The organism is Sporofaciens musculi (genome assembly GCF_009830285.1).
Classification (GTDB): Bacteria; Bacillota; Clostridia; order Lachnospirales; family Lachnospiraceae; genus Sporofaciens; species Sporofaciens musculi.
Genome location: NZ_WUQX01000001.1, coordinates 2038833 through 2063157, shown reverse-complemented (window position 1 = coordinate 2063157; position 24325 = coordinate 2038833). Strand labels below are relative to the sequence as shown.

Below are 24325 nucleotides of genomic sequence, written 5' to 3'. Positions count from 1 at the left end.
TATTCTACCACATCTTCTATACTGCCACATTACTTTTTCAGCATATTAAGAAATTTCTTACAAATTTTTTTCTTTTTTGTTCCCCTTCTTCTTCTCCTTCTCCGGCTTTCGATAGGCTTCTGCCGCCTTATCATAGCACGCATAAAGCTGGCTCTGGTTATACAGCCCCTTAACCCCCTGCGTCCTGCTTATGATAAAATGGCTAAGCTTCTCCATGTATTCCTTTGGCGTAATCTCTCCATCGGCAACATAGTTAAGCCCCTTCTCCCAGCTCGCCGTAAGCTCAGGGTTTAGCAGCGACTTAATGGAATGTTCTACCACGTCAAAAATCATTTCCCCAAGGAGAGTCGGCGTGACAGTCTGGGTCTTCTTATTCAGGGCAAGATACTCGATGGCAAACAGCTTCTTTAAAATCTCCCCTCTGGTGGCGCTGGTTCCGATTCCGCTGCCCTTAATCTGGGCCCTTAGCTCCTCATCCTCAATCAACTGTCCGGCGTTCTCCATGGCAAGAATCATGGAGCCAGAATTATACCGCTTCGGCGGTGAGGTTTTCCCTTCCTTAATCTCCAAAGACTGGACGGGAAGCGTCATACCTTTTTTAAGGGCCTGAAGCTTTTGAAAAAATGCGGTGTCCGTACCTCCCTCTACTTCATTTTCTTCCTTTTCCCCATCTCCGTCCTGATGCTTCGCCCCTAAAGACGCCTCCTTCTTCTGCCCAGGGATTCCCGAAACCTTCAGGTACCCTTCCTCTGCAAGCACCTTAAAGCTGGAAAAAAATGACTCCTCCTTCATCTTCGTGACAATCTGTATCTTCTGATAAACCGCCGGAGGATAGAATATGCTGAGAAATCTTCGGACAATCAAATCATACACCTTTCCCGACAGATGGGGCAGGGAATTCAAAACATTTATCCCCTGGCCCGTAGGAATAATCGCGTAATGGTCTGTAATCTGCTTGTCATTGACATAGCGGGTCTTCAAAAGTCCCTTATGGCTTTTGAAGACCACAATATCCTGAAGAAAGGGCACAGCCGGTTCATATTTCATCAGACCGTTCAAATTCTTATGGATCTCTTTGGCCACAGCCGCAGACAGCACTCTGGCATCGGTTCTGGGATAGGTTACCAGCTTCTTCTCATACATCTCCTGTATGATGCGAAGAGTCTCATCTGGACTAATCTTAAACCGCTTAGAGCACTCATTCTGCAATTCTGCCAGATTGAACAAAAGGGGCGCATTCTTCTTCTCCTTCTTTTTTTCAATCGAAATAATCTGGCAGGACAGCGGCGGCTGGTCGCTGAGATAAGCAAGCAATTCCTCCGCCTTTTTTCTCTCCTTGAAGCCATTTTCTTTATAGAGGTCAAATGATTCAAACCAGCGGGAGCCCTTGACTGCCCGCCACTCACCCTCAAAGGTTTCCCCTGGCTCTCCGTTTGTGCTCACCACCCGATAAAAGGGGGTTTCCACAAATTCCCGAATCTCCCTCTCCCTCCTGACCACCATACCAAGCACACAGGTCATCACCCTTCCTACGGAGATTACAGAGCGGTCCAGCTTAAGATAATTTGCAATGCTGTTCCCATATTTTAAGGTTAATAGACGGGAAAAATTAATCCCCATCAGATAATCCTCCTTCGCCCGAAGATAGGCGGATGCAGACAGGTTATCATATTCCTTTAACTCCTTCGCCTCACGGATGCCGCGCAGTATCTCCTCCTCCGTCTGGGAATCAATCCATACCCTGCGTCGTTCCTTTCCCTTCACATTCGCCTGCTGCTCCACCAGCCGATAGATGTACTCTCCCTCCCGTCCGGAGTCTGTACACACGTAGATTGTCTCCACGTCCTTCCGGTTCAAAAGCCCTGAAACAATCCGAAACTGTTTGGCCACAGCCGGAATCACCTCATACTTAAACTCCCCTGGTATAAAAGGCAGAGTCTCAAGACTCCACCTCTTAAGGCTCGGATCATACACCTCCGGATAACTCATGGTCACCAGATGCCCCACACACCAGGTAACCACAGCCTCCTCTGACTCCAGGTATCCGTCCCCCCTTCTCCCATTCATTTTAAGCGCCTTGGCAAACTCCTGCGCCACACTTGGTTTCTCCGCAATATAAAGTGATTTCCCCATATTAATGATAACTCTCCTCTAATTCTTCACAATTCCATAGCAATAATCGGACATAACGCCAAAATCTTATGGCCGCCCTACTTCCGAATACTGCCGATCAGCTCCTTCACCCACTCGCCAAATCGCCTCTCCTCCTTGGGAGCCACTCTCTTGGCGTGGATTGCCTCCTCCATAAAGACTGCCTGAGAGTCCACCTGGGACTCGGCTGTTTTCTTCACATAAGAGCCGTCGCAAAGCATGACTCTTGCCTTTACATTATCGCTGAGCATGACCTTAAGGTAATGGTTAATCTGACGGCGGATGCTGTCATCCAAAATCGGACATGCAACCTCCACACGCTTCTGTGTGTTCCTTGTCATCATGTCAGCCGAACCAATATAAACCTTCTGCTCCGCACCCGTTCCGAAGCTGAAAATACGGGCATGCTCCAGATATCTTCCCACAATACTCATAATACGGACATTCTCCGTGTATTCCGGTATTCCCGGAAGGATACAGCAGATTCCCCTCACAATCAGGTCCACCCTGACTCCGGCCTTAGAAGCCTCGCAAACCTTCCTGATATAATCCACGTCTGTAAGCGAATTCATCTTCATAATAACCCGTCCGCCGCTTCCCTTCTTAATCTCTTCATCCATGAGATACAGTACCTTCCGTTTCAGGCTGGTAGGCGCCACAATCAGGTGCTCGTAGGTCCCGTCCAGGTTCCCGATCGACATGTTCTTAAAAAACTCCGCAGCATCCTTTCCGATGGCCGGATTTGCGGTCATCAGCGACAAATCCGTATACATGGCCGCCGTCTTTTCGTTATAATTGCCAGTTCCAATCTGTGTAATATATTGAATCTCATTCCGGTTGCGGTAAGTGATCAGACATATCTTGGAATGAACCTTGTAGGATTCAAAGCCATAGATTACCCGACATCCTGCCTCCTCCATACGCTCAGACCAGTCAATATTATTCTGCTCGTCGAACCTGGCCCGAAGCTCAATCAACACGGTAACATCCTTTCCATTCTCCGCCGCTGCGCACAGGTATTCCACCAGCCTGGCCTTCTTGGCAAGGCGATAGATGGTAATCTTAATTGTCATCACATTGGGGTCCACAGAAGCCTCTTTAATCATCTTAAGAAAGGGATTCATACTCTCAAAGGGATAATAAAGAAGGATATCCCGCTTCTTAACCTGACGCATGACATTCCCCTCCTGCACATGGGCCGAATTCTGGGGCGTAAAGGGATGGTAAATAAGCGAGCGCTTCATAGACTCCGGCAGCTTGTCACTGATTGCAAATATAAACGCCAGCTTCATGGGAATCTTTGTGCGGAAAATCTGATGGGGCTCAATATTGAACTTCTCACAGAAATATGCCTCAATATCTGGCTTCATCTTCTCCGCAATCTCCAGACGAACCACAGCCATCCGGCGCCTCTTATGTAACGTCTCCTTCATCAAGTAACGGAAGTCGTCGCTGACGTCCAACGCCTCATCATCCGGCGCAATATCCGCATTCCTTGTCACGCAAATGTAATTGGCGTCCGATACCTCGTATTTTGAAAAAACAAGATCCAGATACTCCAGGATAACCTTCTCCATACGGATATAGCGGATGTCGTGACCCGGAAGATACAAGACATCCGACACAAACTGGGGAATCGGCACAAGACCCATCATAGATTTGGAGTTCGCCTTCTCTTTGAATTTTAAGTTGGCCGTCACATAGACCTCTTTATTGAGCAGATGGGGAAATGGATGATTAGCGTCTACAATCTGGGGAGAGAGAACAGGCAGAATCTGTTCTTTAAAATATTTCTTTACATACTTCTTCTCGTTCTGTTCCAACTCCTTGAAGTTCAGGCCGCAGATCCCATATGGGCCAAGCTGCTTCTTAATCTCTGCATATGCCTTATCCCTTTCTTTATAGAGGGGCGCGACAGCCTCAAAAATCTTGTCAAGCTGCTCCTTGGCAGTCAGGCCAGAACGACTATCACGTCTGCTGGCATCTGTGTGCGCCATGTCAAACAGGCTTCCCACACGAATCATAAAGAATTCATCCAGGTTGCTGCTGAAAATCGCAACAAATTTCATACGCTCCAGGAGAGGAACCGTAGAGTCTTTAGCTTCCTCAAGGACTCTCTTGTTGAATTTCAGCCATGATAACTCTCTGTTCTGGGTATATCCAAGGGCGCACTGCAATTCGTGGTCTTCGGGCTTTTGGACTCTGTCCATCAAGGTATAATTTAGTATCTTTTTATCCATATCTGCTACCTCACGTCTTTGCTTTTATCTATTTATTTTACCACCTGGGAGGAGGAAATGAAAGAAGGAATTTTGACAAAACAATGCCTCCGGAAAATAAAAGAAGCGGGAAATCCCCGCTCTTTTCATTCTGTCTATTTTGCCTTAATATATCCCTTCGATGTCAATGCCTCCGCACAGAGCACCGCGCCGCCTGCCGCGCCGCGCACCGTATTGTGGGACAGGCCAATAAACTTATAGTCGTAAATGCTGTCTTCTCTAAGACGTCCGATGGAAACGCCCATGCCCTTCTCAAAATCCACATCTAACTTAACCTGGGGACGGTTATCCTCCTCCAGATATTGAATAAACTGCTTCGGCGCGCTTGGAAGCTTTGCCTCCTGGGGATATCCCTTGTAGCTTAAAAGCTTCTCAATCAACTGGTCCTTAGTTGGCTTCTTCTCAAAATTAATAAATACTGCCGCCGTATGACCGTCCAGCACCGGAACACGGACACACTGACAGGTAATCTTCGGAAAGCTTGCCTTCACAATCTGGCCATCCTTTACATGCCCCAGCACGCGCAAAGGCTCCTGCTCGCTCTTTTCTTCCTCCCCGCCGATATAAGGAATTATATTTCCTTCCATCTCCGGCCAATCCTCAAACGTCTTGCCTGCGCCTGAGATTGCCTGATAGGTGGTCGCAACCACCTCCTTGGGGCCAAATTCCTTCCATGCTGCAAGACAGGGCGCATAACTTTGAATCGAGCAGTTCGGTTTTACCGCAATGAAGCCCCGCGTCGTTCCAAGACGCTTCTTCTGGGCTTCGATTACCTCAAAATGTTCGGAGTTAATTTCAGGCACCACCATGGGCACATCCGGCGTCCAGCGGTGGGCGCTGTTGTTGGATACCACAGGAGTCTCTGTCTTTGCATATTCCTCCTCAATGGCCCGAATCTCATCCTTCGTCATATCCACGGCGCTGAACACAAAATCAACGGTAGCGGCAACCTTTTCTACCTCATTGACATTCAAAACGGTAAGCCCTTTCACACTCTCTGGCATAGGTGAAGCCATCTTCCAGCGGTCTAAAACTGCGCTCTCATAAGTCTTTCCCGCCGATCTTTCGCTTGCCGCCACAGTCACAACCTCAAACCATGGGTGGTCTTCAAGCAGCGATATGAATCGCTGTCCGACCATTCCGGTTGCGCCTAAGACACCTACTCTTAATTTCTGTTCCATGCTTCTCCACTCCTCTTATCCTGAATTCTATAAAACTTTGTATGTATATCTTAATACTCTCCAAGATACTTCCTGCATTCAGCAATCTCCGCCTCCATGGCCGCCCTTCCCGGCGCCCCTTTTGTAACCCGCTTATTGACGCAGGTTTCCATGCTGACTGCCTGATAGATATCCTCCTCAAACACAGGCGATATCTTCTGATATTCCTCAAGGGGAAGTTCAGAAAGGGTCATATCCTTCTCAATGCAAAGAAGCACCAACTGTCCCACAATCCCATGGGCATCTCGAAACGCAACGCCATGGTTCACCAAATAATCCGCTGCATCCGTGGCATTGGTAAATCCAAGCTTCGCACTTTCCTCCATCCGTTCTTTCTTAAAGCCCATGGTCCTAAGCATACCGGTAAACAGCCCAAGGCAGCCCTTTGCCGTGTCAATGGCGTCAAACGCCACCTCCTTGTCCTCCTGCATATCTTTATTATAGGCAAGAGGAATTCCCTTCATGGCAACCAGAAGTCCCTGAAGGGCCCCATAGACCCGTCCGGTCTTGCCGCGGACTAACTCCGCAATATCCGGATTCTTCTTCTGGGGCATAATACTGCTGCCTGTGCTGTAGGCGTCGTCAATCTCCACAAACTGATACTCGTTGGAATTCCAGATGATGACCTCCTCGGAAAAACGGCTCAGATGCATCATCAAAATCGAAAGGGCTGACAGAAGCTCTAAAAGATAATCCCTGTCAGACACTCCGTCCATACTGTTCCTTGTGGGTCCCTTGAAGCCAAGAAGGCTCGCCGTGTAATCCCGATCCAGCGGATAGGTGGTTCCAGCCAGCGCCCCAGAACCTAAGGGGCAGGTATCCATCCTTCCATAAATATCCTTAAGCCTCTCATGGTCTCTACAAAACATTTCAAAATATGCACCCATATGATGGGCAAGGGTGACCGGCTGCGCCTTCTGCAAATGAGTAAACCCAGGCATGTATGTATCCACATGCTCCTCCATGATTACAAGGATTGCCTGAAGAAGCTCCTTTACAAGCTGGTTCAGCATATGTACCTCGTCCCGCGTATAAAGCTTCATGTCCAGCGCCACCTGGTCATTACGGCTGCGCCCTGTATGTAACTTCTTTCCCGGCTCCCCGATTCTGTCAATCAGCGTCGCCTCCACAAAGCTGTGGATATCTTCATACTGCTCTGTAATCTCAAGCCTTCCGTTGTCCACGTCGCTTAAGATTCCCTCCAGTCCCTCTATAATCTTCTCCTTCTCTGTATCCGTAAGGATTCCCTGTCTTGCCAGCATCATCACATGGGCAATACTGCCGCGGATATCCTGGGCATAGAATCTCTTATCAAATGAGATTGATGCGTTAAACTGATAAACAAGCTGATCCGTTTCCTTTGTGAAACGTCCGCCCCATAACTGTGCCATTTCTTCATCTCCCTTGTATTTCATCACTTTTAGGCTGGTGAATTTATCTTCTAAGCCCTGCGCGACAGGGCTACGGAAAATTCACACCCGCAATAATCCTGCCGATACAGCCCATACTTCTTCGACAGCTCAATCGAGCGTTTATATCCATTCTTCTTCTTGAAATCAGACGGCAGATACGCCACCCCAAACTCCTTAGAAAGCCGCAGCCCAATCTCATTTAACCGGACGGCATTCTTAAGAGGGCTGATGCTCAGCGTCGTTGCAAAATAATCAAAACCGCACTTTTTCGCAACCTCCGCCGCTTCCCGAAGCCTTAGCTCATAACATCTAAAACAACGTTCCCCGCCCTCCTTTAGATGCTCCATTCCTCTCGCCATCTCATAAAAACGGTCTTTATCATAAGCTCCTGCCATAAACGCAATCGGATGCTGGGTCCTCATCTTCGCAATCAAAGTCTGCTGCTCTAAAATCCGTTTGGTATATTCGCTCTCCGGATAAATATTGGGGTTATAATAGAAGGTGGTAATCTCGAAATAATTACTCAGATATTCCAGCACATAACTGCTGCATGGCGCACAGCAACTATGCAGCAGAAGGCTTGGCACCTTCTGTTCCTTTCCCAGACCCTCAATCAACTTCTCCAGTTCTTTCTGATAATTCATCTGAACTCTTCTCCTCTAAAAATGACTATGTACTTCGTCTTTATGTGGCATACCTTTTGAATTATAACTGCTTTCACCGTTTCTGGCAAGATTAATCCTTCACTAATTTATGATATTTACATAAAATAATGTAACGGTAGCTGAATCTTATATAAAATACAGGAGGTTCCTATGGAACAAGTATTAGAACTCAAACATATTCATTACGCCTATCACACCCTGGAAGGGGAAACTCCTGCTCTTACGGACATATCCTTTGCGCTGAACAAGGGAGAATTTGTATCCATAGTAGGACCTTCGGGCTGCGGCAATGGGATGGCTGACCAATGGAAACAAAGCCTGGGGCTGCCACAGATATTTCTCCGCCCATTCCCCGTCAATGGCTGCCACAAATAAAAATATGGGCCTGTTCCCCGTCCCATACAACCTTGTCTAATATCATACGCAAGTATTCCCTCTTTTCAATTACCGTTAAAGAGTCAAAGAGCTTTTGAAACGATTGAAGCTGGTGAATAAGAACATCTAGCTGCTGTCTGTTCCCCTGAACCAGACAGCCCTCCTCTAAAGCCTCGCCCTTTTCCTTTTCTAACGCCGCACATTCATCGTTCAGTCTCGTTATTTCCTGCTCAATCTGGCTGATAAACGCCTCGTTGCCCTCCGATTTGGCAAGGGCGGTAATCAGGTTCTTTACCTCTTTTTTTCGTTTCTGTATCTCCCAATCCAGAATATCCGCTGCATTTACCTTATCTTCTTTTGTATTTATAATCTTCTCTTTCATCTCCTCCAGCATTTGGTAAACGCTGGAGTTCTCGTCTGCATACCGCAAAATTTCCTCACATACTAACCGGTCCAAAGTATTGCCCTGTACGTTCGCTGTCGAACACTTTTTCCCGTTAGTCTTATCCTTATAAGTACACAGGTAGGAAAACTTCCGTTCACCGTCTTCTGTCAGTTGTTTAGAAGAATAATTCTTCGGACGCATATAGTGACCGCAGGAACAATATAGCAGTCCTGATAATAAAGCAACCTGATTCTGGGGCTTATGCCAGCGATCCCCCTTAGAACTATTATATTTCAGCACCTTCTGGATTTTCACAAAATCCTTTCCCAATACAATACCCCGATGCCTGCCCAGTGCAATTACCCATTTTTCTGGCGCATTATCTTTGTTTTTATATTGAGAAGAAGATGTTTTTGCGTAGCTAATCAAACCGTATTTTCCGTCTGCCTCCTCCTCCTCCAGACATACCTGACATCCCAGATTCCAGAAATAATCGTAGGCTTCTTTATCGGCAATACAGTATACCGGATTGGTCAGAATATCCTTGACTGCCGTTGTGGAATACTCATAACCTCTCTTTGTCATGATGTCATGGCTTAGAAAATACTTTACAATGCCCACCAAAGACTGTTTTTCTAAATACTCCTGAAAAATAAACTGCACTACCTTAATTTCTTCTTCATCCATGACCAGACGAAAGGATTTTTTATTTTTACCGTTGATTGATATTTTTTCTTCTGCCTCAGCCCGAAATCCTAACGGCGTATTGCCGCCAAGCCATCTTCCTTTTCTCGCCAGCATAATCATATTATCCCTGACACGCTCTGCAATCTGTTCCCGTTCCATCTGAGCCAATACCCCTGCAAAATAAATCATTGCTTTTCCGATGGGCGTTGATGTGTCAAATCTTTCCTTAATACTCACAAAAGAGACGTTCAGCTTATTCAGCGTCTCAATTAGATTCGCCAAATCTGCGATATTTCTCCCTAACCGGTCTAATTTATAACATACCAGATAATTGCACCCTCCTTGCTTGATGTCGCTCATCATTTTCTGAAACTGGGGTCGGTTGGTATTTTTCCCTGAATATCCTTCGTCTTCATATTCCACAATCTCCGCCTTATCTGCCCCTTCAAGGTTATATTGTATGTATTCCCTGCACATGGTAAGCTGGTTCTCTACGCTCTCGCCCCTGCCTGTCCATTTAGATTTCCTGCTGTATATGAATATCTTCATAGCCCGTCTCCATAATTTAGTAAGCCCTAGGATAACTGCTCTTTTGCCTGCTCTAATATCATTTGCTCTACATTTCCGCTAATATAAAATCCTTTCCTCTTCATGCTCTCCAAAACAGGACGTATTTCTGGAAGTATTCCCCTCTTTTTGGCTTTTAGCAGCACCCCCACCGTACCTGTGACCGTAAGCCCCAAATATTTTGCTGTCTTTTTTGCCGCATTGTCATCAATCACTACCAGAGCCTCTTTCCCAGTCTCCTGTGCAAGCATCATGACCTCAACTTCCCCTTCATGAAGTTTCGCCTTATACATCTTCTTCTCAGAGTGGTCCTTCACCTGCTCTACATGAATCCAGTCTGCCGATACCACCTGCTGACAGGCAGAATCCTTTTTTACAGTTACTTCCGTATATACTGCCTGGGGAATCACAACTTCACCATACATCTCCTTCAATATCTCCAGCTTCCCTATATTGCATAGTATAATCAGCGGTGTTGAATTCACAATCACCTTACGCATGCTCCAGCTCCTCCAGAAATTCTTCTTCATTGTCAAACTGGATAATTGAAACTTGATTTTTACCCAGATACTTGATAAAATCTTCTTCCGTCATTTCCGCAATCTGCGCACAGTATCCGATCGATACTCCACTCTGGGAATAGTATCCAAGGGCTACTGCCCGCTTTGCAAATTTACATGCTTCCTCCTGGCTCATACGTGTATCGTACAAAACCGCTTCCGGTATATCTATCGATACCTGACCCATATCCTACCTCCTGCACAGACTCTTGTATCTTTCTCATGAATGTTAAAATTTTTTTATCTATGAAATATTATACTTGAAATCCTTATTTTTTAACACCCTCTTTCCAAATTTTCTCTTTGAAGCTTACAGTAACTACGGCCGCCACATTTCAAATACTAACCGAAACTTGTTCCAATAATCGAAGGTAATCTTGTTCTGTGAGACTAAAGGCTCTCACCTTTGCCAAAATTTTTTCTTCCCAAAATTCTGTAACCTGCGGTGCATTGTACACCTTTGATAAATCTGTTGGTTTATGTAAAACAATCTCGATGTTCTGCTTTTTTCTTGACATAACAACCCGCTTTCTTGTAGTCAGGTTTCATAATATATTTATGAAGCTGCTGGCAAATTATTCTTTATGGGTTGTTAATGTGAGAGCCTTCTGAGATAGATTGTGATATATACAAATGTAGAGAAATCGTTTATAATCATACATAAGAAAGGGGAACCATATGATGACTGACAGAAAATCCGTTCTAAAATATTGCCTGACTCTGCCGGACACCTACCAGGATGCTCCGTTCCATGACGAGAACTGGCAGTTAGTTCGGTACAGAAAGAATAAGAAAGCATTTGCCTGGACATATGAATGGGAGGACGGGACCATACGAGTAAATGTCAAGGTGGACCCTCAATGGCGTGATTTTTGGCGGCAGGCTTACCCGTCTGTAATCCCAGGGTATCATCAGAATAAAGAGCATTGGAATACGGTGATTCTGGATGGAAGTATACCGGATAAAGATATTAAACGTATGATTTTGGAAAGCTATGACCTTATAACAGGGAAAATCAGATCTTGAAGTAAGAGTTTATAACAGTGTTCACACGCTTGGAAATCCTGAGACACTACCTGTAAATTATTTATGAATAACAGATTGGGGCAATTTCTATTAAGATAATTTTAGAAAGCTATGTTATATTAAATAGGGAAAGGAAGATCCTGAAAAAGATATTCAATTATATATAAATAGTCCAGGGGGCTCTGTTTCGTCAGGTTTTGCTATTTATGATACAATGCAGTATATCAAATGTGATGTTTCAACAATATGTATAGGTCTTGCCGCCAGTTTTGGAGCCTTTTTATTGGCAGGAGGTGCAAAAGGAAAGCGCCTTGCTTTGCCCAATGCAGAAATTATGATACATCAGCCTGCTATTCATGGAAATGGGATTCAAGGACAGGCAGCCGATATAAAAATTACATCTGACCACATACAAAAGACCAAAGAACGCTTAAATACCATTTTATCAGAAAATACAGATAGAAGTATTGATGAGATTGCCATTGCTACGGAACGCGATAATTATATGACAGCAAAAGAAGCAATGGATTTTGGCTTGATTGATAAAATTATAGATAAACGTTGATTTTATATAGAAAAAGTAATTTGGTTTTAAAAAAATCAATATCTTTACAAAGACGAAAAAATAAAGCCGCAGTTGGGTGGTATTGATATGCCCCTTGTCAAGTAGACAGGTGAAATATCTAAAATTTAGCGCAGATGATGCCTACATTTCAGTTTGGAGTGTAGGCATTTTCTATGCACACCATTTCTCTTAATAAATATTCAACTCCGATTGCTATATTGATTCGGAATATTATGATTGTACGATAAGAAAATGTATGCTATACTTCCTTTATGGGAAAACCATAGAGCCAACGGCGGCTTTGCCCCTCTTTTATTTTCGGAGGGTATAACAGCCCTCCAGACGAAAGAAAGGAGGGCGATACAATGTATGTTACATATGCTGATTTAATTCAGATCGGAATACTCATTGTTGCCCTTGCTAATTTGATTTATCAGATTTACAAGGGAAAAAAGAAATAGCCGCCACTACTCACAATAGTGACGGCTTGCCTCTTTTGAGGTAAAAAATTATTGTTCGGGGTAGAGCCGCTTCTGTGGCTTTCCCTTTTCTATAATATAGCATATCTGGCAGCTTAGCGCAAGAGGTAAAAATGCGGGTGCATTTGTGCTGTAATAGATAGCATCGCTTTCAAAAGCCATTTTTGAGTCTGCATATTTATCGCCTTTCAGACGAAGTAATGGTTATCTATGCGCTTTTAGAGATTTCTTTGTGGCAACTAAAATCTTGAGTTTTCATAATTGTAGGGAATACTTGTGCCGACAACAACATCTTCAATCTTATTTAAGATTAACCAATCGTCCATATTTCCCTGATGTTCAAAACTAAGAGGCTCTATTTCCTCAACATTTTCAAATTCCACTAAACACAAACATTTCTTATGCCAGCGTGTTTTTTGCTTTTCAGACAGATTTAATTTGTTTTGATTTTCTTTCAGTATTTTTGTAATTTCGTAATCCGTCAGTTTCACATAATTTTGAACCGACTTTACAATGGCTGTTGCTGTTATTAACCCACTTCCTTTTTCCATGAAATAAAGACGCTCTCCCTCAAAAACTCGACTGTGGGGAAGCTTTCTGCCTGCGGCCCCACGAACAACCATACTCTTTGTCCCTGCAAGGATTTTGTCCAATACTTTTTCTCCCCTTTTTCCTGCATTATCACAATAAACTAAATGTACCATTTTTCTAGTCCTCCTCTATAATTGGTATCCATATTTGACTTAAATAATTTGCGTCGTAAGAATTGCCATCGCTATACCACTCTACTTCTGGACAAGGCGCGTGTTTGAAAGGATATTTTATCAACCACTCTTCATGTAGATATTTCCAGCCCTTGTGAATAGACAGAGGTATCATACCTATACAGTCAAATATTGCCCAGGTTGCTTCTGGCAACTCAATTTTTGTAAATCCGTCTGGTAAATCTGCATCTGATATAACCATAATAGAATATTCTATTTCATTAGAATTTTCATCATAATAACCAAATAGTCCGAACATACCTTTGGGATTTCCTCTATCCAAAGATATTAAATTTGCATAAAGGCCATTTTTTTGGCAATCACTCCAAAATTCAGGGATTTTTGAAAAATGCTCATTGTTCACACATGAAATCTTGGTAGTCTTTCCAATTAAATGTAAACTTGGCTTTCGTTCTAATTTCCATGAATATTTTTGTTTATCTTCAATTTGCATTTTAGGCATAACAGCTAATTCAATATCTTTTTCCCTTGCTTCTTTAGGAGAAACACCATGAAATTGCTGAAATGCTTTTGTGAATGAGGTTGGCGAATTATAGCCATATTTATAACTTATATCTATAATACGTAAATCTGTACTTTTTAAATCATATCCAGCTAAAGTTAATTTCCTAGAGCGGACATACTCAGCAAAGCTGATACCATTCATATAAGAAAATACTTTTTGAAAGAACCCAAAGGAGCAACCTGCCATTTTTGCTATTTCATCATTGCTGACAGGTTCTTCTTTCCTTTGTAAATGATTTTCAACATAATCAATAATATTTTGTAATTTTTTATTCCACTCCATGGCTTCAGAGCTCCCCTTTCCTGAATCATATTTTATCATGTATACCATTGACTTTCAGCTCATTTTAGGTACTATCTGGATAGCATTTAGTTTCCACTGCTATACCATCGGCAAATCCACACTGCTTTCCTTAATCGCAGGACTTCTCGAACCGGAAAAGGGCCTGATCAAGATTAATGGAAAATACTTAAAAGAAAGCACCACAAATGTAGGCTACATGCTTCAGCACGACGAACTTTTTGAATGGAGAACCATCTACAGCAATGTAATCCTTGGACTGGAGGTTCAACATATGCTGACCGCCCGCACCAAAGAGCGGGCCCACGAGCTTTTAGACCTCTATGGGCTCCGCCAGTTTGAGACCTCCCGTCCCTCGGAGCTGTCCGGCGGGATGCGCCAGCGGGCAGCCCTAATCCGTACCCTGGTGCTGGAGCCGGAGCTTCTTCTCCTGGATGAACCCTTTTCTGCCCTGGACTACCAGACACGGCTGACTGTGGGGGACGATATCGGTCAAATCATACGCAAAGAAGGAAAATCTGCACTGCTTGTAACCCATGACCTGTCAGAAGCCATATCTCTGGCTGACCGAGTCATCATTCTTTCAGGTCGTCCCGCAACCATTAAGCAGACCATCCCGCTGATTTTTGACCTTGACACAGATACACCCCTAAACCGGCGTAACGCACCGGAATTTAAAACATATTTTAATCTCATATGGAAGGAGTTGAATACAGATGAGTAACCTGTCAGCAGGACAACAGAAATATCTTCTCATGCACCGCCGACATAAACGAATTGTCAGGATATCACGAATATTAATACTGCTAAGTTTTTTATTTATCTGGGAATTCACAGCCAATGTAGGGATAATTGATTCTTTTATCTTCAGCAGTCCCTCCAAGATTGCACTTTGTTTCTGGGAAATGCTTTTGGATAAGAGCATCTTTCTCCATCTTGGAGTCACCTTATACGAAACGATTTTAAGTTTCCTGCTTGTAATTGCCATCAGCATTCTGGTGGCAGTTGCCCTGTGGTTCAGCAGCAAACTCTCCGAAATCCTAGACCCCTACCTGGTGGTGCTCAACAGCCTGCCCAAATCTGCGTTAGCCCCGCTTCTAATTGTGTGGCTTGGCGCAACCAAAACCACCATTATTGTTGCTGGAATGTCGGTGGCCATTTTCGGAAGCATCTTAAGTCTTTACACCAGCTTCACTACCGTCGATCCAGGTAAGATAAAACTAATTTACACCCTGGGAGGCAACCAGTTTCACGCCTTGTCAAAAGTGGTTCTGCCAAGCTCCATTCCGGCAATCATAAGCAATATGAAGGTCAATATCGGACTGTGTCTGGTGGGGGTAATCATCGGTGAATTCCTGGCGGCGAGAGACGGGCTTGGATATCTCATTATATATTCCAGCCAGGTATTTAAAATGGATTGGCTTCTTATGAGCATCGTCCTCCTATGCATCATGGCAATGCTTCTTTACTCCTTAATCAGCCTCCTGGAAAAATGGTGCCGGCGCCGTTTCTAAAATCCCTCATACGTTTTCGGCAAAATCACTGTCGAAAAACACATCAGGAGATGCAAATAGCACCTCCTGCGTACATACTTATCCTTATCACACCCACAGGCCATTGCCTGACCCATACCTTACCTTACTTCAACTTTTCCCACAGGTTACTGCCTGACCCATACTCACCCATCTCCTCAAAGGTAAAGGGAGCAGTCACCCACACATACCCTCTGTTATTTTCATCATCGCTGGCATAGTTCAAATCAAAGCCAATCTCAATTCCATCGGCATCCAGAAAGAAGCTCACATCATATACACCGTTCTGGCTGTCTCCCTCCAGCGCCTTCTTCAAAGTATTCATATCCGCCTCTGACAGAAAACTATCATCTCCCGCCTCGCTTCTCATTCTGACCAGCCATTCCTCCAAAAATTTGTCGCTAAGCTCTACGATCTCCTTTACCTCATACACCTTCCCGTCCTTCAAGCTGATATTACAGGTACGCAGATGCTGGACATAGTAATCCTGCCCGCCCTCGTAACAGTAGTCCTCGTACACCACACTGAGCACATCCTCAGACGCATAGCAGACTTTATAATCCACATAGTCGATTAATATGGCATATTCCTCTCCAAGTACTCTCTCCTTAATCTCTGGAGCAGGGTCGTCATAAATCCGCTTCACTGACTCCATGGCCCGCGCCTTTAAGATATCATTGACCTTCTTCTCTACAGAGGCATCCGAAAGCCCGCTGAGCTTAGGATAAGCCACCTGGAATTGAATCATCATAGACTGTTTCTCTTCATCTGAAAATTCATACACATCCTCTTCAATCTCATAGGTAAGCCCATCGTCAATCATCTCCGGAATCGTCCATATTCCCGACATTTCCTCTGATTCATCATATCCGTCGCCGCCATAGCCCTCCGGAAATTCTTCTGAGCCAAAGCCATTATCATAATCATAGTCATAGTTATCATCATAATCATAATCTGGCTCATCATACACCCAGTCCCTCTGATGGACAATCTCTCTTCGGATATCATTGAACGCATTGACGCCTATAAACGTCAACAGCAGCACCAGAACCACCCCAAATGCCCCAAGGGCGATCCACGGAGCCTTCGACCGCTGGCCTTTGGGAGACACCACACTTAAGTTCACATACATTTCCATAGGGACGTAGCGCATCCCTTCCCTCTCCTGTTCTCCGGAAATAGGACGCATTCCCATATGTACATACCTCTCCACCGCATCCGGCGCAGCATTGACCGTCAACCTGCCTGCATTAAGATACTGGGCACAGTAATGATAGGCATGCTGGAAGAGCATACGCCCGATTCCCTGTCCCTGACGGTCCTTATCCACGAAGAAAAGAGCAATGTGACCATCCGGTCTTAGAGCAAGGGTGCCCAACAGGCTTTCTCCCTCGTATGCGCCAAAGAAAATCAACTCTCCCCGCTGCCATACCTGGCTGATATAATCGTATTTAATAAATTTCTGAAATGATGCCACACCCTCTGGAGTACTGGTCGGTGCAATCGTATCCGCATAGACCTCCCACACAAGATGCAGCGCCGGAAGCAACTCCGGCTGCTGTAACATCCTTATTTCCATATCAAAGCCTCCTAGCTTTTTTATCGGTTAGCACAGCAAACAGACTGCCTGCTTACCTACTTTCTCCCAATCAGTTCCTCTCGAAGAAGAGTCAATGCCCTTGCCACGGCAAATTCCCTGTTCTTATCTCTGTTTCCTGTGAAGTGAAACTCCTCCACACGGACGTGCCCCTTCACATAACAGCCCACGTACACAAGCCCTACCGGCTTTTCCGGCGTACCGCCTGCCGGCCCTGCAATCCCTGTCACACTAAGGGCGGCATCCGCACCGGCAGCCTTGGCCGCGCCCCGCGCCATCTCCTCAGCGGTCTGTGCACTTACCGCGCCGTACTGCATCAAGGTTTCCCGCTTTACCCCAAGGAGACGCTCCTTGGCATCATTGGAGTAAGTGATATATCCCTCCCGATATACGTTTGAAGCCCCTGCCACATTCATAATCCTGCCTGCCAGAAGTCCTCCTGTACAGGATTCTGCTGTCGTCAAGGTCATCTTATCATCCTCAAGAAGACTGACGATAGCCGCCTCAAGGGTAACCTCCTCCTCAGTGGTATAAATCTTATCTCCGAAACGGCCAAACAATTCGTCCATGAGAGGCGCAAACAGCTTTTTTGCCTCCTTGGGACTAGCAGCCTTGGCCGTCACGCGGAAATGTACCTCTCCCGTCTTTGCATAGGGCGCAATAGTAGGATTCGTCTGTGCGTCCATCAAATCAGCAACCATGGTCTCAGCCTTACTCTCCCCGATCGAACAAATCTTCACCATCTTCGAGTAAATTCCCTCTGGCTGCAAACGGTTCAGATAAGGCGCAATATCCCTCTCAAACATGGGCTTAATCTCGTTTGGCGGGCCTGGAAGCAGGATGGCAGTCTTCCCGTCCTCCTCCATAATCAGTCCGGGAGCCGTTCCGTTATGATTATCCACCACCTTAGCTCCCTCTGGCACCATGGCCTGTTTCCAGTTGTTGGGCGTTACCTGCTCGCTGCGTACTCTTTTAAAATACGCCTCAATCCTCTCTTTTGTGTGAGTATCCTCATACAATTCCTTTCCAAAGACCTTCGCCACAACCTCCTTGGTTAAGTCGTCCTTCGTAGGGCCAAGGCCGCCGCTTAAAATCAGAATATCAGACCTTGAAAGGGCCTGTCTTACGGCCTCCTCCAAACGCTCCTCGTTATCCCCCACCACGCTCTGGTGATAGCAGGAAAGACCTAGAGCCGCGCACTGCTCCGACAGATACGCCGCATTGGTATTTACAATATTTCCCAATAAAATCTCTGTACCTACAGAAATAAATTCCACTGTCATCCGTTACATACCCCCTTGTGTCAGCACCTGTACATTCTTGGCAACATAATCGATTAAAGAAACAACCGTCAAGATTAAGGATACCCAGATTAACGCTGTTCCAATCATATCAAATACGCCGCCAAAGTCGGCAATCAGCACAATAATCATCGCCATCTGGGATACTGTCTTGAATTTCCCCCAGTAGCTTGCCGCAATGACGATTCCGTTATCCGACGCAACCAGCCTAAAGCCGCTGATGATAAACTCTCTCGCAATAATCAAAATGACAATCCACGCCTCCAAATCCCCTGATGGAATCAGACAAATCATGGCAGAACATACCAGCAGTTTATCTGCCAGCGGGTCCATAAATTTCCCGAAATTTGTTACCAGGTTCCTTGCCCGCGCAATCTTCCCATCCAGCATATCCGTAAGGCTCGCCACACAGAAGATCACAAGGGCAATCCATTTATTCAAAGGGCCTCCTACATCTGTCAGCATAAAAAAAACAAAAAAAGGCACCATAATCACTCGAAGCACCGTCAGTTTATTTGGTAAATTCATACGCTCAACTCTCCTATCAAATCATATTCCAAAGCGCCGGTCACTCTCACTCTTGCAAAGTCTCCGGTCACCATCTCCTCCTCTGTCTGTACGAAGATCAGCCCGTCAACGTTGGGGGCGTCCCGATAAGTCCTCCCCACGTAGGCAGCTTCATCCGCCACTTTACCCTCAATCAGCACCAGCACTTCCCGTCCTATCATGTCCTCTGCCTGATCAAAGGCAATCTCCTGCTGCAACTCCATAAGCTCTGCCTGCCGTTCCTCCTTGACATCTTCTGCCACCTGGTTTGGCAGCATGGCGGCCGGCGTGTCCTCCTCCGGCGAATAGGTAAATACGCCCAGACGGTCAAACTCCATCTCGTCCACAAACTCCATAAGCTCATCATGCTGCTCCTTCGTCTCCCCTGGGAAACCAGTAATCAGCGTGGTACGGATGGTAATGTCCGGTATCTCCTTTCTGAGCCTTGCCACAATCTCCTTAAGCTGCCCTTTGGAGGTTCTTCTTCCCATCTTCTTCAAAATCTCGTCGCTGGCATGCTGAATGGGAAGATCCAGATAATGACAGATTTTTTTTTCTTCCTTTATCACCTGAATCAGCTCATCATCCACCTCCTCCGGATAACAGTACAAGAGACGAATCCAGCGGATTCCTCTGATCTTGCATAATTCCCGCAGCAGTCTGTGAAGCGACTTTTCTCCATAAAGATCCTTCCCATAGAGGGTGGTTTCCTGAGCCACCAGGATTAGTTCCTTCACGCCTTGGTCTGCAAGCTCCCTGGCTTCCTTCAATAGCCTCTCCATAGGCACACTCCTATAATTCCCCCGAATCTTCGGAATGATGCAGTAGGTACAGTGTTTGTCGCACCCTTCTGCGATTTTCAGATAGGCGTAATGTCCGCCTGTCGTCACCAAACGCTTTTCCTCCACCAAAGGAAGGGCATCCAGCCCTCCAATCTCCATATAGCCCTTTGAAGAAAGAGCTTCCTCCACCGTATGAACAATCCGGTCATAGGCGGTGGTCCCAAGAACTGCATCCACCTCCGGAATCTCCTTAAGAATCTCCTGCTGATACCGCTGTGCAAGACATCCGGTCACCACTAGAGCCTTAAGCCTTCCGGTTTCTTTATACTCCGCCATCTGAAGAATAGTCTGGATGCTTTCCTCCTTTGCGTCATGGATGAAGCAGCAGGTATTGATTACGATCACATCTGCCTGGGTCTCGTCATCTACAATCTGATATCCCTTCCCATCTAATAGACCTAACATGACCTCCGAGTCTACCAGATTCTTGTCACATCCCAGAGAGATAAATAATATATTCATCCTATCCTCCTTCCAAATTTATACACAGTTTCATAAAACTCATGCTATGTCAAGAAAGGGCTGTCGGAAAACGAAATATCTCAACAATATATACCATCCTTCTTGGCAGAAAATGTCTATATATTGTGTGAAAATGTCATTTTCCGATAGCCCCTCATTGCCTGTATCTATGCCGAACAGTTCCTCAAAAATTCCTGTGCTTACTCTAAAACCTCTTCCGGCACCCTCTGCTCCTTATCTTCCTGTATATCCTCTGCTTCCTGCGCTTTTATCTCTTTTGGTTCTTCCTCTGCGGCGACTTTGATCTTAGCCTGATTCAGCTCGTCGATGGCAACCGAAAGCGGCTTCTCACCGTTCTTTACAGGCACCAGCGGCATATTGCCGTCTATAATCTCCCTCGCCCTTTTCGCAGTCGCCATAACGATGGAATACCGGCTATTGACAATCTTAGTCTCGCCTTCCTCTACATCCTTATTCACTACTTTCATTAAATCTGTGTAAGATGGGTGCAGCATACACTATTCTCCTTTCAGTTCTTCCTTCATACACTCTATAAACGCCTGATTGCGGTAACTTCTTCTGTGTTCTCCCTGAATGATCTGATGCACCTGCGCCACACATTCCTCAAGCACATCGTTGACGATCAGGTAATCGTACTGATTCATTCCCTCGGCTTCTTCCTTCGCCCGATTCATGCGGAAATCAATCACATCCTTCGTCTCGGTTCCCCGTCCCTCAAGACGCGACCTTAACTCTCTGGCCGTAGGCGGAGTCACGAACAACAATAAGGTCTCTGGAAACTTCTCCTTCACCTTAAGGGCCCCCTGGATTTCAATCTCCAGGATTACATCCTTCCCAGCAGCTAACTGCTCCTCCACATAGACCTTTGGCGTCCCATAGTAATTGTCCACATATCTAGCATACTCTATCAGTTCATCTTTCGCAATCATTTTTTCAAATTCTTCTGTGGATTTAAAGAAATATTCCCGTCCTTCTTCCTCCCCCGCCCTTGGTTTTCTGGTTGTCGCGGAAATGGACAGCGCATAATTATCATACTGCCCCATAATCTCTTTCATAACCGTACCCTTGCCGGCTCCGGAGAAGCCGGATACCACAATCAAAATACCTCTCTCGCCCATGAGCTTATCCTCTCTCTGCCTTTATTCAATATTCTGAATCTGCTCCCTAACCTTCTCAATCTCTGTTTTCAGATCAATCCCCGCATTGGAAACCTCCAGGTCATTTGCCTTGGAAAGAATGGTGTTCGCCTCTCGGTTCATCTCCTGAGCTATAAAATCTAATTTGCGTCCAATCCCGCTTTCCTTGGATTCCAACGTTTCCTTCATATGTACCACGTGGCTTCTAAGCCTTACAAGCTCCTCGTCTGTACAAATCTTGTCCGCAAAGATTACCACCTCTGCCGCAAGCCTTCCTTCTTCTATCTGGGTATCTGAAAGAAGCTCACGAACCTTATTCTGAAGCTTCTCCCGATACTCCGCCACAATCTGGGGTGAACGTTCTTCAATATAGTCCACCAGCTTTTGAATCCCGCTAAGCTTCTTAAGAATGTCCTCCTTCAGACTGTCCCCTTCCTGGGCCCTTGTCTCTACAAACTGCCGGATAGCGCCAGACAGCGCCTTTTTAAGCCCATTCCACAGCTCGTCCTCGTCCATCGTCTGTTCTTCCATGATCAGCACCTCTGGACAACGCAGAAGCGTGGAGACCCGAACGTCATTCCCAAGAGAGAATTTTTCCTCCATCTGTCTGAAATATGAAAGATACTCCCCTGCAAGCTGTTCATTATACTTAAGTGACGCCTGGTTCTCAGACAAATCCTCGTATGTGACAAAAATATCGACTTTTCCTCTCTGGATACTCTGCTTTAAAAGATTACGAATTGCAGTCTCGAATAAATTAAATTTCTTTGGCATACGGATATTCACATCCAGATAGCGGTGATTCACACCCTTCATCTCGACGGTAAACTTCCGGTCTCCGTCCGAACTCTCACAGCGTCCGAAACCTGTCATACTGTTTATCATGATATGAACCTCTATTCCTATATTCAAATTTATTGTAACAGTTCAGCCTTCCGGCTTCACTGTTACGGAATCCGCCTATTTTAAAGTTTGCCTGCGGCAAAGAGGCGGATTCCCAGCTGCTCCAATTCATTGGCTGCTAACCACGCAGCAAGTGCGCGGTTGCAGGCTGAACTGTTACAATTTATTGTCTCATTCATTATAAGACATTTGGCAAAATGAGTCAACCATGTTATACTATTGCGGTAACGATGAAAAAAGAAAGGAGATTCAGATTATGGCATTTGACGGAATCACAGTTGCAGCAATCGCAAAAGAGCTTAAAGAAGCTCTGACAGGCGGCCGTATTACCAAGATTGCTCAGCCAGAGACGGACGAGCTGCTGCTGACCATCAAAACCCTTGACGGGGCGTTAAGGCTCTATATTTCTGCCAGCGCATCCCTTCCTTTGATATATCTGACAGACGAGAATAAGCCAAGCCCTATGACTGCCCCCAATTTCTGTATGCTGCTTCGCAAGCATATCGGAAACGGACGGATTACAGGAGTCTCACAGCCTGGGCTTGAGCGCATTATCCATCTGGATATTGAACATCTGGATGAACTTGGAGATCTGTGTAAGAAAAAGCTGATTGTTGAGATTATGGGGAAACACAGTAATATCATTTTCTGTGATGAAACCTACAGGATCATTGACAGTATCAAACACGTCAATGCACAGATGAGCTCCATCCGAGAGGTGCTTCCCGGACGGGAGTATTTTATACCGGATACCATGGCTAAACTTAATCCGCTGACCGCTGCCCAGGAGGAATTTATCCAGACCTTAAGGGATAAGCCGTCTCCTCTTGGCAAAGCCATCTATACCAGCTTCACAGGAATCAGCCCTGTGGCGGCCGAGGAAATCTGCTGGCTTTCCGGACTGGAATCCCATATGACCGCCAAAGACCTTTCTTTGGATATGCTTGCCCATCTCTACCGGCAGTTCTCTTATTATATGGAAAATGTAAGGCTCGGAAGATTCCAGCCTCTCATTTACTACGATAAAAATGCGCCAAAGGAATTCTCTGCCATTCCATTGTCCCATTTCACTGAGTATACCTTTCAGGAATACGACTCCATTTCCCAGGTGCTTAAGTGCTATTATGCCACGAAAAATACGCTGACGCGAATCCGGCAGAAAAGTACAGACCTGCGCCATGTGGTACAGATTTCCCTGGAGCGGAACCGCAAGAAATACGACTTGCAGACAAGGCAGCTTAAAGATACCGAGAATCGGGACAAGTACAAGGTCTATGGCGAGCTGATCAATATCTACGGCTACAGCCTCCCTGCTGGCTCAAAGGAATTAACTGCCCTGAATTATTACACAGATCAGGAGATTACCATCCCCCTGGACCCTACCATGACGCCTCAGGAAAATTCGCAGAAATATTTTGCAAGATATAATAAGCAGAAACGGACTTTTGAGGCACTTACAGAATTAATAAAAGAGACTGCTGACGATATTCAATATCTGGAATCCATCAGCAACGCTTTGGATATTGCCATGAGCGAAGCGGACCTGGCCCAGATTAAAGAAGAATTGATGCAAAGCGGATACATCAAAAGAAAATTTACCAAGAAAAAAGTAAAGCTCACCAGTAAGCCCATGCACTACATTTCCGGCGACGGGTATCACATGTATGTGGGGAAGAATAATCTCCAGAATGATGAGTTGACCTTCTCCTTTGCCAGCGGAAATGACTGGTGGTTTCACGCCAAGGGCGCGCCTGGCTCCCATGTCATTGTAAAAACCAACGGAGATGAGCTTCCTGACCGGACCTTCGAGGATGCGGGACGGCTTGCGGCTTATTATTCCAAAAACCGCGGCAGCGACAAGGTAGAGATTGACTATGTGGAGAAAAAACACGTAAAGAAGCCTAACGGTGCAAAGCCTGGCTTTGTCGTGTACTATACAAACTATTCACTGGTCATTGATTCTGACATCTCTGAAATAGAAAACGTGCAGGACTAAACCTGCACGTTTTCTATGCTAAGAATAA

At 45.4% G+C, this 24325-nt stretch carries 23 protein-coding genes and 2 pseudogenes; 6 read left to right on the top strand and 19 right to left on the bottom strand.

The window, feature by feature from the left end:
- Positions 1–57 precede the first annotated feature (57 nt).
- The 5 genes from GN277_RS10315 to GN277_RS10295 all read right to left on the bottom strand — a co-directional run bounded on the left by GN277_RS10315 (position 58) and on the right by GN277_RS10295 (position 7706).
- Positions 58–2133: a DNA topoisomerase gene (locus tag GN277_RS10315; RefSeq protein ID WP_159750959.1), complete on the bottom strand. Its 2076-nt coding sequence runs from the start codon at positions 2131–2133 to the stop codon at positions 58–60.
- A gap of 77 nt (positions 2134–2210) precedes the next feature.
- Positions 2211–4361, bottom strand: coding sequence for a polyphosphate kinase 1 (ppk1, locus tag GN277_RS10310; protein ID WP_159756593.1), 2151 nt, complete (start codon positions 4359–4361; stop codon positions 2211–2213).
- A 164-nt stretch (positions 4362–4525) separates the two neighbouring features.
- Positions 4526–5611, bottom strand: coding sequence for an aspartate-semialdehyde dehydrogenase (asd, locus tag GN277_RS10305; RefSeq protein WP_159750958.1), 1086 nt, complete (start codon positions 5609–5611; stop codon positions 4526–4528).
- Between the two features lie 50 nt (positions 5612–5661).
- Positions 5662–7041, bottom strand: coding sequence for an argininosuccinate lyase (gene argH, locus GN277_RS10300; protein ID WP_159756591.1), 1380 nt, complete (start codon positions 7039–7041; stop codon positions 5662–5664).
- 50 nt (positions 7042–7091) lie between these two features.
- Positions 7092–7706, bottom strand: a complete 615-nt coding sequence (locus GN277_RS10295; protein ID WP_159750957.1) for an epoxyqueuosine reductase QueH — start codon at positions 7704–7706, stop codon at positions 7092–7094.
- Positions 7707–7877: 171 nt separating this feature from the next.
- On the opposite strand from GN277_RS10295, the pseudogene GN277_RS32135 reads away from it, so the two are divergent.
- Positions 7878–8015 (top strand): annotated as a pseudogene (locus GN277_RS32135) (spermidine/putrescine ABC transporter ATP-binding protein); the annotation flags it as partial.
- Positions 8016–8082: 67 nt separating this feature from the next.
- Here GN277_RS32135 and GN277_RS10285 read toward each other — a convergent pair.
- The 4 genes from GN277_RS10285 to GN277_RS10270 form a co-directional block, all read right to left on the bottom strand.
- Positions 8083–9723: a recombinase family protein gene (locus tag GN277_RS10285; RefSeq protein WP_159750956.1), complete on the bottom strand. Its 1641-nt coding sequence runs from the start codon at positions 9721–9723 to the stop codon at positions 8083–8085.
- Positions 9724–9749: 26 nt separating this feature from the next.
- Positions 9750–10241: a DUF3368 domain-containing protein gene (locus tag GN277_RS10280; protein WP_159750955.1), complete on the bottom strand. Its 492-nt coding sequence runs from the start codon at positions 10239–10241 to the stop codon at positions 9750–9752.
- Positions 10234–10488 (bottom strand): UPF0175 family protein, encoded by a 255-nt coding sequence (locus tag GN277_RS10275; RefSeq protein ID WP_159750954.1) that lies wholly within the window; start codon positions 10486–10488, stop codon positions 10234–10236. The genes GN277_RS10280 and GN277_RS10275 overlap by 8 nt, the downstream gene beginning before the upstream one ends.
- Before the next feature lie 148 nt (positions 10489–10636).
- The gene (locus GN277_RS10270) at positions 10637–10819 is read right to left on the bottom strand and encodes a hypothetical protein (RefSeq protein ID WP_159750953.1); all 183 of its coding nucleotides are present in this window, start codon (positions 10817–10819) and stop codon (positions 10637–10639) included.
- A 163-nt stretch (positions 10820–10982) separates the two neighbouring features.
- Between GN277_RS10270 and GN277_RS10265 the strand changes: the two genes are divergently transcribed.
- Positions 10983–11327: an MmcQ/YjbR family DNA-binding protein gene (locus GN277_RS10265; RefSeq protein WP_159756589.1), complete on the top strand. Its 345-nt coding sequence runs from the start codon at positions 10983–10985 to the stop codon at positions 11325–11327.
- Between the two features lie 133 nt (positions 11328–11460).
- Positions 11461–11892: pseudogene (locus GN277_RS10260) on the top strand (ATP-dependent Clp protease proteolytic subunit); the annotation flags it as partial.
- A 718-nt stretch (positions 11893–12610) separates the two neighbouring features.
- On the opposite strand, the gene GN277_RS10255 reads toward GN277_RS10260, so the two are convergent.
- Both GN277_RS10255 and GN277_RS10250 read right to left on the bottom strand, forming a co-directional pair.
- Positions 12611–13075: a hypothetical protein gene (locus GN277_RS10255; protein ID WP_159750952.1), complete on the bottom strand. Its 465-nt coding sequence runs from the start codon at positions 13073–13075 to the stop codon at positions 12611–12613.
- Between the two features lie 4 nt (positions 13076–13079).
- Positions 13080–13943 (bottom strand): AraC family transcriptional regulator, encoded by an 864-nt coding sequence (locus GN277_RS10250; RefSeq protein ID WP_159750951.1) that lies wholly within the window; start codon positions 13941–13943, stop codon positions 13080–13082.
- A gap of 37 nt (positions 13944–13980) precedes the next feature.
- On the opposite strand from GN277_RS10250, the gene GN277_RS10245 reads away from it, so the two are divergent.
- On the top strand, positions 13981–14685 hold the full coding sequence (locus tag GN277_RS10245) for an ABC transporter ATP-binding protein (RefSeq protein WP_244324668.1): 705 nt from the start codon (positions 13981–13983) through the stop codon (positions 14683–14685).
- The gene (locus GN277_RS10240) at positions 14678–15475 is read left to right on the top strand and encodes an ABC transporter permease (protein WP_159750950.1); all 798 of its coding nucleotides are present in this window, start codon (positions 14678–14680) and stop codon (positions 15473–15475) included. Before GN277_RS10245 ends, GN277_RS10240 begins: the two co-directional genes overlap by 8 nt.
- A gap of 124 nt (positions 15476–15599) precedes the next feature.
- On the opposite strand, the gene GN277_RS10235 is transcribed toward GN277_RS10240, so the two are convergent.
- The 8 genes from GN277_RS10235 to GN277_RS10200 all read right to left on the bottom strand — a co-directional run bounded on the left by GN277_RS10235 (position 15600) and on the right by GN277_RS10200 (position 22413).
- Positions 15600–17072, bottom strand: coding sequence for a GNAT family N-acetyltransferase (locus GN277_RS10235; RefSeq protein ID WP_159750949.1), 1473 nt, complete (start codon positions 17070–17072; stop codon positions 15600–15602).
- A 56-nt stretch (positions 17073–17128) separates the two neighbouring features.
- Positions 17129–18373 (bottom strand): competence/damage-inducible protein A, encoded by a 1245-nt coding sequence (locus GN277_RS10230; protein WP_159750948.1) that lies wholly within the window; start codon positions 18371–18373, stop codon positions 17129–17131.
- Positions 18374–18376: 3 nt separating this feature from the next.
- Entirely contained in the window at positions 18377–18919 is a 543-nt protein-coding gene (gene pgsA / locus GN277_RS10225; RefSeq protein ID WP_159750947.1) for a CDP-diacylglycerol--glycerol-3-phosphate 3-phosphatidyltransferase, read from the bottom strand.
- Positions 18916–20241 carry a 30S ribosomal protein S12 methylthiotransferase RimO gene (gene rimO, locus GN277_RS10220; protein WP_159750946.1) on the bottom strand — a complete coding sequence of 442 codons (1326 nt, stop codon included), beginning with the start codon at positions 20239–20241 and terminating at the stop codon, positions 18916–18918. The genes pgsA and rimO overlap by 4 nt, the downstream gene beginning before the upstream one ends.
- A 200-nt stretch (positions 20242–20441) precedes the next feature.
- Complete coding sequence (gene rpoZ / locus GN277_RS10215) at positions 20442–20756, bottom strand: DNA-directed RNA polymerase subunit omega (protein ID WP_159750945.1); 315 nt, start codon at positions 20754–20756, stop codon at positions 20442–20444.
- A 3-nt stretch (positions 20757–20759) separates the two neighbouring features.
- A complete protein-coding gene (gene gmk, locus GN277_RS10210; RefSeq protein WP_159750944.1) occupies positions 20760–21380 on the bottom strand; it encodes a guanylate kinase in 621 nt (206 codons plus the stop codon).
- Positions 21381–21401: 21 nt separating this feature from the next.
- Entirely contained in the window at positions 21402–22283 is an 882-nt protein-coding gene (locus GN277_RS10205; RefSeq protein WP_159750943.1) for a YicC/YloC family endoribonuclease, read from the bottom strand.
- Positions 22249–22413, bottom strand: a complete 165-nt coding sequence (locus GN277_RS10200; protein WP_159750942.1) for a hypothetical protein — start codon at positions 22411–22413, stop codon at positions 22249–22251. The genes GN277_RS10205 and GN277_RS10200 overlap by 35 nt, the downstream gene beginning before the upstream one ends.
- A gap of 144 nt (positions 22414–22557) precedes the next feature.
- Here GN277_RS10200 and GN277_RS10195 point away from each other — a divergent pair, with 144 nt between their 5' ends.
- Positions 22558–24297 (top strand): Rqc2 family fibronectin-binding protein, encoded by a 1740-nt coding sequence (locus GN277_RS10195; RefSeq protein ID WP_159750941.1) that lies wholly within the window; start codon positions 22558–22560, stop codon positions 24295–24297.
- Positions 24298–24325: the final 28 nt, after the last annotated feature.